Origin of the sequence: Streptomyces sp. NPDC056361, from assembly GCF_042262805.1 — a bacterium.
GTDB lineage: Bacteria > Actinomycetota > Actinomycetes > Streptomycetales > Streptomycetaceae > Streptomyces.
Window position 1 is genome coordinate 48,780 of the sequence record NZ_JBHJQI010000042.1, and the last position, 10,683, is coordinate 59,462.

The following is a 10,683-nucleotide window of genomic DNA, read 5'->3' on the forward strand; positions in this document are numbered from 1 at the left end:
TAGAAGTGACATGCGGAGGAAACCTTCCGGTCCCCCGCGTGCAACCCGGCCCGCCTAGAACTGCCCTGCCGCCACGGCGTGTCCCTCACACACCCCCGGTGCGGTGCTCCGCGATCCGTCCGCAACCGCTCGCGAAAGGCACCCTCATGTCACCTCGTCCCATACCTGTCAGACGCCCTCGCCGCACCGCCGCGCTCGCCGCCGCCTGCCTGGCCGCCGTCGTGACGCTGGCAGCGCTCACCACCGCCCCCGCGGCGAATGCCGCCGCGTCGGTTCCGTCGCAGGGATCGCCGACACAGCTCGACGTCGGCAACTGGAACGTCGAGTGGTTCGGTGCGCCGGACTTCGGCCCGACCGACGAGGCGCTTCAGCAGCAGAACGTCCGCGACGTCATGGCGGGCGCCGACATGGACGTGTGGGGCCTCTCCGAGGTCGTCAGCACCTCGGCGTTCGACACACTCGTGGCCGGCATGCCCGGGTACACCGGGGTCGTGGCCAACGACCCGATCGTGACGAACGGCGCGCAGTACTACTCGGACTTCAGCAACACCGAGCAGAAGGTCGCCCTCGTCTGGCGCTCCAGCATGGCCACCCTGGTGAGCGCGAAGGTCATCCTGACCAACCAGAACAGCAACTTCGCCGGCCGCCCGCCGGTGGAGTTCACGTTGCGCGGCACGTTCGACGGTGTCACCCGTGACCTCGTCTTCATCGTCCTGCACGCGAAGTCCGGGTCCACCCAGGATGCGTGGAACCTGCGCAACCCCGCGTCGCAGGCCCTCAAGTCCTACCTCGACACGACCTACCCCACGCAGAACGTCTTCGTCATCGGTGACTGGAACGACGACGTCGACACCTCCATCACACCCGGGAAGGCTTCGCCCTACGCCAACTTCGTGAACGACGCGGCGCGCTACACCTTCCCGACGCGAGCCCTGTCACTGGCGGGAGTGCCGTCGACGGCGGGCTACCCGGACTTCATCGACCACCAGCTCACCACCAACGAGGTGCAGGCGAAGTACGTCGCTGGCTCGGCAACCGCCTTCCAGCCCCAGCCCTATGTCCCGAACTACGCGACGACGACCAGCGACCACTACCCGGTGCTGGCTCGCTACGACTTCGTCATCGGCGGCGGCGGCGCGAACCAGCAACCCACGGCGGCGTACACGCACTCCTGCACCGCTCTCAACTGCACCTTCACCGACGGCAGCACCGACTCCGACGGCAGCATCGCGAGCCGCAGCTGGGACTTCGGCAACGGCCAGACCTCGACGGCGACGAACCCGACCGTGACCTACGCATCGGCCGGAACCTACGCGGTCTCGCTGACCGTGACGGACAACGGCGGGGCCACCCACACCACGACCCAGAACGTCACCGTCACCGCCGGCGGTGGCGGCGGACCCGCCAACGTCATCATCAACGAGGTGCTGGCCAACGAACCGGGCAGCAGCACCGCCGGCGAGGCCGTCGAGATCGTGAACACCGGTGGCACGGCAATCAGCATCGCCGGCTGGACCATCCAGGACGGGTCGGCAGTGCGGCACACGTTCGCGGCCGGTACGACGCTGCAGCCCGGCAAGGCGATCACCGTGTTCGGCGCGGGCTCCGCGATCCCCGGTGGCATCGTGGCGGTGGCAGCCAGCACCGGCGGCCTCAACCTGTCCAACAGCGGTGACCAGGTGATCCTGCGGGATTCGGCCGGAGCGACGGTCCAGTCCATGACCTACTCCTCAAGCCAGGCGAACTCCGACGGGGTGTCCATCAACCGAAGCCCTGACGGCTCGGCGACCGGTGGCTGGGTCAAGCACAACACCATCAGCTCGCTGTCCAGCTCGCCCGGCCAGCACGCCGACGGAACGGTGTACTGAGCCCCGATCCACCGGCGTAACTTCGAAGTGATCGTTTAGTGGGGGCCCGGGCTGGTCGACTGGTGGACGTCGTGCGGTAGCCGCTGGTCTGCCCAGCTCTTCCACATGCGCACAGATCTCGGGCCCTCGCGGGCTGGTCAACGAGCCCGGCCCGCGAGGGCCCGGTGTAACTTTCCCTTGGGCGACCGCGGATCCGGGACCGGGCCGGACACATGTCTTGCCGGCCATGCGGCAGTCGCCGATGTGGATGCTGTCCGGAACGCGGCGGCCGCCTTCCCTGAGATACGACAAGACCCACCCGGGGCCTTGCGCGCGCTGCCTCACCGGGCGCAGGGCCACCTCGCAGGTCTCGACCTCGGCGATCCGGGCCCCTGAGCCGATACAGGAGACCGCCAGCCACGTCTCCAGGGTCCTCAGCCGGGGCAGGTCCGGGGCAGCTCGGACATCAGCCGACCAGACGCTGGGGCTTCTGCATGGCGGCGACCTCCTGCTGATGCTGCTGGCACAGCGGGCTCTCTGGGACTGGAAGTGTGGCGCGAGCGCCCCGAAGAGTGTTCGCTCAGCTCAACGCCGGTATAGCAGACCGTACCGGGTGCAACAGATGTGGCGCGATCACTGAATCGAGGGAATCACTGCGAGGCTCGGACGGCCATGCCTGCAGCAACGATCGCGGCCACCCACCATGTGTTCAGGACGTAGCCGCCTATCCGCTTAAGGCGATCAGCTGATCGCGTCGGCCTTGGGCGTGGAACAGCAGGTGTCGCCAGCCGTGCCGCACCCGCTCGGGCACTCGTCGGTCGCGGTAGTGCTGAAGTGCGGGGCGGGTGCGTGCGCAGCAGCCCTTGCCCTGCCAGGCGTTGACGCCTTCCCTGACAGCGATGGCGGCGATGGGGTCGGCCCAGAACCATCCGAAAGTCGCGTTGAGGACGAGACCGACCAGTAGCACGACGGAGAGGTAGGTGCACAGCAGGGTCTGCTTGGAGTCAGCAGCTGCGGATGCGGAGCCGAGCTCGCGGCCAGCCTTGCGCTGTGCGGCGGACAGGAACGGCATGATCGCGAGTGACAGAGCGGCGATCACAATGCCAGGCACGGAGGTCGCGGCTTCGCCGGTCCCGGTCAGGGCGCGGGCCGCATCGATGCTTACGTAGGTGGCGAGGGCGAAGAAGGAGATCGCACGCCCACGACTGTTTCGCCCCCTCTCTCGGGCGGCCCCGAGCGGTGCCAGGCAGGTAACCGGCCTCGCCTCGTGTCGACTGGCAAGCACGTCGATCAGGTCGAGCATCGACAGAGCTGTCGAGGCGCATCGCGAGCCGGCCCTGCGGTGACGCGGAGGGCGAGGGGTCGTGGACGGCTGTCGCTGACGAGATGGACTTTCGTACTCAGGCCGCCGCGAGAACGACCGAGCGCGTGGCCGTCGGACTCAGCCCGCTCCGGCGACCAGTGCCTCGCCGAGCGGGGTGCGCCGGTAGAGCACCGACCGCCCGGACCGGGCACGGACGAGGAGCCCCGCGCCTCGCAGGATGGCGAGGTGGTCTCCTACCGCGCCGGGTGCCATGGCGAGGCTTCGGGCGAGGTGGCTGGTACTGGCCGGGTCGTCCAACGCCAACAGCAGCCGGGCTCGGGCCCGGCCGACCAGAGCGGTCAGCGCGTCCGGTTGGGGGACGGTCTCCTGTTCGCTCCACAGGGCGGCGGTGCCGCGGGCAGGATAGACCAAGGTCCTGGGCCAGGGGTCTTCCAGGTGGGCGGCGACATTCCCGACGAAGACCGAAGGGATCAGCAGTAGCCCGTCGCCGGCGAGGCGGACTGTTCCGACTTGGGGGAAGTGGCCGATCTCGATGCCGCCGGCTTGCCAGGTGATGCTCGGGTGCAGGCTCTCGATGGTCGTGGCCCAGCCGTGTTCGCCGATCACCCCCACCCGGTGCACGACATCGCGCTCACAGATCGCGCGCAGTTGCGGCCAGTCCGTGGCGAGCAGCTCGTGCCACGCCTGGTCCATCGCCTCGGCGATCCTGGAGACGGCGTCCGGCGAGTCCAGCACCGCGCGTACGCGGGGATCACGGGCGGACGGGCCGGTCGCAGTGGCGGCGAATTCGTGGCGGGCCGCTTCCAGCGGTGTGGCCCGGATCAGAGCCAGGTCGTCTGCCCAGGTCTGGTTGAGGCCGCGCGGGGGCGGGGCGACGAAGTTCGGTCCGCCTTGCGGGGTCTGCAGGGCTAGGGCGGCGTTCAGTTCGGTCTCGCGGCGAAGCCGTTCAAAGGCCGGCATGAGCCGGGTGGCCCAGGATCGCGGCAGCGGCCGGTTTTGGCCTGCGAGCGAGCGCAGCAGCAAGCAGAGGTCCATTGCGGGCGACAGCGCGAAGCGGCTGCGCAGCAGGTCCTCGACGGAGACTTCGAAACGGAGCACCCCGCAATGCTACTGCGGTACGTCTGTTCCGATTCGTCCAGCGACGAATCATTCGTGAGTGGCGTGGGCGCACGGCGAAGCTGGGCGTCATGATCCCAACCGCCGAACCCGCGCAGGGCAATCACCGTGCCACCTACAGGGAGGTGCTGGCCGAGCCGCGATTCCGACTGCTCTTCTCGACCCGCGCCGTCGCGATCACTGCGGGCTCACTGCGGATCACCACGTTCTCGGTTCTGGTCTTCGCGGCCACCGGCTCCGCGCTGTTGAGCGCACTGGCCTTCGGCATCGGCTTTCTCCCGCAGTTGTTCGGCTCGCTGCTGCTGGGCTCACTGGCCGACCGACTGCCGCCCCGCGCGCTCATCGCCGGCGGCTACGCCTTGGAGTGCGCCGTCGCCGCGCTGCTCGCCCTGGTGCGGATGCCGATCGCGGCAAGCCTCGGTGTCGTGGCGCTGGTCGCCCTCGCCACACCGGTGTTCAGCGGCGCGTCGAGTCGGCTGGTCGCTCAGTGGTTGGAGGGCGACGCCTATGTACTGGGCCGGTCACTGAACAACATAGCCGCCTCCGGCGCGCAACTGTGCGGTCTGGCGCTGGGAGGTGCGGTTGTCGCGGTAGTCGGCCCGCACCGGGCGCTCGCGGTCAGCGCCGCCCTCCATCTTGGCTGCGCGCTCGCCATCCGCATCCGGCTACCCCGGCTGCAGCGGGGAGAGTCCGGCGGCACACCCGGCAGCACTCGGCGCAATGACGGGGCCGTCCGGGCAAGCCTGCATGGTGCCGGCCTGCTGCTGCTGCGCGGACGCACGGTGCGGCGACTGATGCTGGCCCAGTGGCTACCGCCCTCGTTCGTAGCGGGCGCGGAAGGTCTGATCGTCGCCTACGCGGGAGGACGCCACTTCGCGTCCGGCTGGTACGCAGTGCTGATGGGCTGTCTACCGGTCGGCATGCTTGTCGGTGACCTGCTGGTGGGTCGACTGCTTCGACCACCCACCCGGGAGCGACTGGTAGTCCCGTTGATTGCGCTGATGGGACTGCCGCTGGTCTGCTTCGCCGCCGAGCCCGGAGTGGGCGTCTCGTCCTGTCTGCTGCTGCTCTGCGGCTTCGGATTCGCCTACGGTCTCGGCCTGCAACGGCCGTTCCTGGACGCCCTGCCGCAGGATGGCCAGGGCCAGGCCTTCGGCCTGCTCGGCTCCGGCAGCATGACGCTGCAGGGCGTCGGGCCGGCCTGCTTCGGCTCGGTGGCCGCAGGCATCGGAACAGGCCGCGCAATCGCCCTGGCAGGCGGCGCGGCGGCGCTTACCGCCGGCTGGATTCTCACCTGGCGCCCGCCCACCTCCCTGGTCCCCGTCCCGAACTACTCAACGGAATCAGAGAACGGCACCGAACAGCATGCGTGTAGTTCTCCTGCGCAGTAAACGTCGCGGGTCGAATCGGCCGCAAACCGTCACGCACCCCACCCCCACCCCCACCCCCACGCCTTTCTGACAGACAATCACTCCCGGTAACTCATTTCACAAGGAGTCCTAAGCCTCGGCTCTGCCAGCCGTTGCGGACCACGTACTGGATGTTGAGACCATGAGCAGCACTTGGAAGGTTCATGCCGCATGATCGATGAATTCGCGAAGGACAACCTGCACGGGCGACTGCGGCGGGACCGCGAGGCGCTGCTCTGGAAGCTCGACGGCTTGTCCGAATACGACGCACGCCGACCTTTGACGGCTACCGGGACCAACCTCCTCGGTCTTGTCAAACACGTGGCCACCGTCGAGGCCAGGTACTTCGGCGAGGTTTTCGACCGCCCTTCCCCGGAACCGCTGCCCCGGTGGCAGGACTCCGACGGCAGCGATCAGTGGGCGACCGAGGACGAGACCCGCGATCAGATCATCGGGTTCTACCGGCGCACGTGGGAACACTCGGACGCGACGATCAACGAGCTTGCCCTCGACGCCCCCGGCCACGTGCCGTGGTGGCCGGAGCCTTACTCCGACACGAACCTGTTCGCCGTCATCGTCCACGTCCTCGGCGAGTCCATCCGGCATGCCGGGCATGCCGACATCCTGCGCGAGAACCTCGACGGCCGGACCGGGTTGCGCGCCGAACACGAGAAGCAGATCGACGAGGAAGCCCGTGCAACCCACCGCGCGAAGATCGAGCAGGCCGCCAGGGCGGCCGCATCCCGCAGTCAGCCATGACCGGGTGCACCACCGGCGGGAAAAACTCCGCCGTGGTTTTGGAGCTGATCCGGCCGACCCACGAATTCGATGTCAGGGGGGACCACACGATGCCTATCTCGACACCATGAAAGGTGTGGGTGAGGCCTGCCAGCTACGCAAAGACTGCAGACTGAGCCGTTTCATCCTGAATAGCTGCAGGTCAGCAGCGCGTGAACGGCCTGGACAATGGTGCCGATCCGGCGGGTGGAGCATCTGGCTCGTCGAAGCAGTCGCCAGGACTTCAACTGCGCGAAGACGCGTTCGCCCGGGGACTCAGCGTGGCGTGGTCGCGGTTGAACTGCTGCTGGTGCCGCACCAGGCAACGTTCGCCACGTCTTGTAGGGCGAGGCGGTAGCAGACGCCTGTTGGATGCGCCCCGCGTAGGCTCGCGGGGTGCATTCTCATCTGAGCTTCGAGAACCCTCCCGCGCTGCCTCACGAGGTGGTGGTCGAGACGCTGGAGCGTGCTCTGCGTGACCGTTCGGCAGAAGGCAAGGCGGCGGAGGTGCTGGTCGGGACCGCGTTGAACGACGACGACGCGGAGTTCATCGAGCACTGGTGCATCCAGGTGGGGACGCGGGCCGTGTCGGGCAGTCCGTTGCTCGGGCTGGCCGGCCTGTGCCTGGGACACACTGCCCGGCGCTTCGGGCGCCTCAGTGATGAAGCCCTCGCGCTGGCGCAGTCGCTTTCGGCGCGGGCCGAGACCGACCCGGCGGACGTGGACGGCCGGGCCGTCGACGGCTTCGACGACGTCCGGAGCTTCCTGCATCTGTGGTGACGCCGTCTGCTGCCGTGGCAGGTCAGGCGGCGCTGGCCCGGCTCACACTCCAGCCCCGCAAGCGGTTCGCCAAAGACACCGCGCTCATCGTGGACGGCACCCTGGTCCCCACCCGAGACCACACCATCGCCGAGCGGTCGAAGAACTACCAGTACTCCACCAACCAACAGGTCGTCATCGACGCCGACAGCGAGGCCAGAGCGACCTTCCGGACTGGAAGGAAGAGCACAACAAGTCCCACAAGCAGGTCCGCGCCCGGGTCGAGCACGTCTTCGCCCGCATGAAGACCTGGAAGATCCTCCGCGACTGCCACTTCAAGGCGACGGTGTCCACCACGCCATGCTCGGCATCGCCCGCATGCACGACCTCGCCGCCGCCGGATAGGTCGTAGGTAGCAGGGTGGCTGGCCCGCTTGCGCGAGGCGGGAGATGACGACGTATGCGTGCGGCGACGGGCGGAACGACGCTTTTCTTCAGGCGCAGGGGTGGGGGCGGTTGTGGTCGCGCCAGGCCCGGGGCGAGATGCCATAGGCCTGTTTGAACACCTTGCTGAAGTGGGTCGCGTCGGCAAAGCCCCAGCTTCGACCTATCGCTGCAATGGTCTTGTGCCGACCCTGTGGGGTGGCCAGCTCCCGCTTGCATTCCGCCAGCCGGTGCGTGCGGATCCAGTCTCCGAGGCTGATACCCGACCGGGCCAGCACGGTGTAGAGATGACGGACCGAAATGCCGTGCGCGGCGGCGATCCGCGCCGCCGACAGGTCAGGATCTGCGAGGTGTGCCCGCATGTATTGCGTGATGCGCAGGCCGAGTGTTTCCGCCAGTGGTCCTCGGGCCAGGTCCGCCTTTCCGACCTGGGCCGCCACGACGGCCCGGACGAGTTCGACGCTAGGCTCCACGACCGCTTCGGCCGGCCGGCCCCGGTGCAGCTCCTCGCTGACGGCCAGTTGGCGAAAGTAGGCAGAGGCCAGACGAGCAAGAGGGTTGTCGGAGGCGAGGGTTACCGCGGTGACATCCCGGAGCGACCTCTCAGGCAACGCAAGTGCCGCGCGTGGGAAACGGAGGAAGTGCTGGTCGACCCCCTCGTTGAAGAGGAGGGTGTAGGGGGCGGACGTGTCGTAGAGGGCGAAGTCTCCCGGCTTCAACAGGGCTTCGCGATCGTTCTGCACCACCACGCTGGTCCCGGTCACCTGAAGGCCAAGGAAGACGGCCGGCTCAACGTCCTCTCGCGCCAGCCGCGGAGTCCGCTGAATGGTGAGCGCAGTCGCTCGCGCCGAGCAGACCCCGATGGGCCCTACGTTATCCAGCCCGATGCGCACCGCGAGGTCATGGGGCGGCAGATGGTGTTCGATGTCGATCCGTACGACGGACTCCCACACGGCGTACCGGACCACCTCTTCCCGGTCTCGCGGTGGAACAGAGGTGGTGTCCAGGGTGGGGCTCACCGGACAGGCACGAGTCGAGATTTGTTGTCGGCCCTGCGGTGTAACGCCTCGGCTCCTACCCTCACAAGTCGCCCCCAGCGCAGTCAGCCAGGCACCAGAATGACAGAGGCCAGTCATGCCACGCAACGGGGTCGAGGCGCAGAGGCTGAATTCAACAATGCACAGGCAACAAGGTTCCCTGCACGCATGACACATTGCGCGTGCTGCATCCGTCCTAAGTTCTTCGAAGCCATGTGAGATGGCTTAACGATGATTTGGGAGTGCCGATGTTTGGTTCACTGACCGTGCTGCTGGTCGTCGCGGTGGTCTGGTTGTCGATCTCGCTCATCCCGATGCGCAGCATCCCGGCTGGCAGGGCGTGGGGCATGATCGTTCTGGGTGTCTCCGTCCTCCTCGTTCTGGTTGCCGGCCTCTTCGCCTCGCAGGTGGAGGTCAGCGACTCCTACCGGGGCGAGTCCCCCACCTTCCTCGTGATGCTCGTCGCGGCGATCGTCCTGGCACCCGGCGCGATCGTCGCTCTCGTACGCCGAGGCAAAAGGGACTAAGAACTTATAAGGAATGACCTTCGCGGTGGTTGGATCGCTCCGGGAGCGTTGATCCGGGGGTGTGGGGTGGCTCGGCCGAAGCCGTGGAATGTTGAGGACGGGCTGTGGGCGGTGATCGAACCGCTGTTGCCGAAGGTTGAGCGCCGCACTCGCTATCCCGGGCGCAAGCGGCATCCGGACCGGCTGGTGTTCCAGGACATTCTGTTCGTGCTGCATACCGGGATCGCCTGGGAGCACCTGCCGCAGGAGCTCGGTTCGGCTCGGGCATGACGTGCTGGCGCCGCCTGGCCGAGTGGACCGAGGCCGGCGTCTGGCCACGGCTCCACGAGGTTGTCCTGGCCAAACTCCGTAGCGCGAACGTGCTGGACTTCTCCCGGGCTGCGGTCGACGGCTCCCACATCCGGGCGCTAACAGGGGCCCCAAGACGGGACGAAGCCCCGTTGACCGGGGCAGGGCGGGCAGAAAACATCACCTGATCGCCGACGCCACCGGCATTCCACTCGCCGCCACGCTGACCGGTGGGAACCGCAACGACGTCACCCATCCCATCCCGCTCTTGGAAGCGGTGCCGCCCGTGCGGGGCAAGCGCGGCCGTCCGCGGCGGCGCCCTGATGTCGTGCTCGGTGACCGCGGGTACGACCACGATAGATACCGCCGCCTCGTCCGCGCGCGCTGGGAGTGAAGCCACTGATCGCGCGACGCGGCACCGAGCACGGCTCCGGTCTCGGCACTCAACGCTGGGTTGCCGAGCGTGCTTTCGCCCACCTGCATTGGTTCCGCCGCCTGCGGATCCGCTGGGAGATCCGCGACGACATCCATGAAGCCTTCCTCACTCTGGGATGCGCACTCATCTGCTGGCGACGCCTGTCACAGCCGACCCGGGCCCTCGCCCTCGCCCTCCCGCAGTAGCCATTCCCGAACCGAAGGAGCACGGCCAAAGAGCCGCCTGACCTGCATCCCCTCTTCGCGCGAGGTCACCTTCGGCAGCGGGGTGAAGTCGTCGGGAATCACATCCAGCAGGCTCAGCACACGGTCTCCCGTACGCAGAGTGATCAGCACTTCCCACCGCACGTGACGTGGAACGTCCGGGCGGTGGGACAGACTGTGCCACAGGGCCGGCCACAGGTAGTGGGTGCCGTCGTGCGCCGCATTCGCTCGCGCCCAAGCCGGGTCCAACCGCTGGCTCAGGCCGAGGTCACCCGCCCGCTCCTCCAGCCTGAACAACGAGGCCGAATCGATGACCTTCACCTCGCGCGGCAGCGGCTGTTCGAAGTCCATCGCCCCATGCTGTCCGACAGCACCCCACGCCGGGCAGCCGACCCCAAAGAGTCATTCCGTTAGGAGTTCTTAGGGCTTGCCGGGAATCAACACGTCGGTTTGATCTTGATTTTGTCGGAGTTGAGGAACCTGGCGATGTCTTCCCGTGTGCGGAATCGGGCTGTTG

At 67.7% G+C, this 10,683-nt stretch carries 9 protein-coding genes and 4 pseudogenes; 7 read left to right on the forward strand and 6 right to left on the reverse strand.

Annotated features, from left to right (window positions below; translation table 11 throughout):
• Positions 1–146: 146 nt before the first annotated feature.
• Positions 147–1,868, forward strand: coding sequence for a lamin tail domain-containing protein (locus ACFCY7_RS16275; protein WP_376485339.1), 1,722 nt, complete (start codon positions 147–149; stop codon positions 1,866–1,868).
• Between the two features lie 703 nt (positions 1,869–2,571).
• On the opposite strand, the gene ACFCY7_RS16280 is transcribed toward ACFCY7_RS16275, so the two are convergent.
• The 3 genes and pseudogenes from ACFCY7_RS16280 to ACFCY7_RS16290 form a co-directional block, all read right to left on the reverse strand.
• Entirely contained in the window at positions 2,572–3,150 is a 579-nt protein-coding gene (locus tag ACFCY7_RS16280; protein ID WP_376485342.1) for a cation transporter, read from the reverse strand.
• Positions 3,151–3,161: 11 nt separating this feature from the next.
• A pseudogene (locus ACFCY7_RS16285) lies at positions 3,162–3,272 on the reverse strand (IS5/IS1182 family transposase); the annotation flags it as partial.
• Positions 3,273–3,288: 16 nt separating this feature from the next.
• Complete coding sequence (locus tag ACFCY7_RS16290) at positions 3,289–4,269, reverse strand: winged helix-turn-helix domain-containing protein (protein ID WP_376485344.1); 981 nt, start codon at positions 4,267–4,269, stop codon at positions 3,289–3,291.
• 89 nt (positions 4,270–4,358) lie between these two features.
• Between ACFCY7_RS16290 and ACFCY7_RS16295 the strand changes: the two genes are divergently transcribed.
• Together ACFCY7_RS16295 and ACFCY7_RS16300 are read left to right on the forward strand one after the other, a co-directional pair.
• Complete coding sequence (locus ACFCY7_RS16295; RefSeq protein ID WP_376485346.1) at positions 4,359–5,678, forward strand: MFS transporter; 1,320 nt, start codon at positions 4,359–4,361, stop codon at positions 5,676–5,678.
• Between the two features lie 189 nt (positions 5,679–5,867).
• Positions 5,868–6,455, forward strand: a complete 588-nt coding sequence (locus tag ACFCY7_RS16300; RefSeq protein WP_376485348.1) for a DinB family protein — start codon at positions 5,868–5,870, stop codon at positions 6,453–6,455.
• Between the two features lie 161 nt (positions 6,456–6,616).
• On the opposite strand, the pseudogene ACFCY7_RS16305 reads toward ACFCY7_RS16300, so the two are convergent.
• Positions 6,617–6,786: pseudogene (locus ACFCY7_RS16305) on the reverse strand (IS5/IS1182 family transposase); the annotation flags it as partial.
• Between the two features lie 83 nt (positions 6,787–6,869).
• Here ACFCY7_RS16305 and ACFCY7_RS16310 point away from each other — a divergent pair.
• Together ACFCY7_RS16310 and ACFCY7_RS16315 are read left to right on the forward strand one after the other, a co-directional pair.
• Entirely contained in the window at positions 6,870–7,253 is a 384-nt protein-coding gene (locus tag ACFCY7_RS16310) for a hypothetical protein (protein ID WP_376485350.1), read from the forward strand.
• 41 nt (positions 7,254–7,294) lie between these two features.
• A pseudogene (locus tag ACFCY7_RS16315) lies at positions 7,295–7,637 on the forward strand (transposase); the annotation flags it as partial.
• 88 nt (positions 7,638–7,725) lie between these two features.
• Here the strand turns inward: ACFCY7_RS16315 and ACFCY7_RS16320 are convergent.
• Positions 7,726–8,694: a helix-turn-helix domain-containing protein gene (locus ACFCY7_RS16320; RefSeq protein WP_376485353.1), complete on the reverse strand. Its 969-nt coding sequence runs from the start codon at positions 8,692–8,694 to the stop codon at positions 7,726–7,728.
• A 266-nt stretch (positions 8,695–8,960) separates the two neighbouring features.
• Here ACFCY7_RS16320 and ACFCY7_RS16325 point away from each other — a divergent pair, with 266 nt between their 5' ends.
• The gene (locus ACFCY7_RS16325; RefSeq protein WP_376485355.1) at positions 8,961–9,239 is read left to right on the forward strand and encodes a hypothetical protein; all 279 of its coding nucleotides are present in this window, start codon (positions 8,961–8,963) and stop codon (positions 9,237–9,239) included.
• Between the two features lie 66 nt (positions 9,240–9,305).
• Positions 9,306–10,148: pseudogene (locus tag ACFCY7_RS16330) on the forward strand (IS5 family transposase).
• On the opposite strand, the gene ACFCY7_RS16335 reads toward ACFCY7_RS16330, so the two are convergent.
• The gene (locus tag ACFCY7_RS16335; RefSeq protein ID WP_376485357.1) at positions 10,107–10,517 is read right to left on the reverse strand and encodes a hypothetical protein; all 411 of its coding nucleotides are present in this window, start codon (positions 10,515–10,517) and stop codon (positions 10,107–10,109) included. The pseudogene ACFCY7_RS16330 and the gene ACFCY7_RS16335 sit on opposite strands and share 42 nt — an antisense overlap.
• Between the last annotated feature and the right edge of the window lie 166 nt (positions 10,518–10,683).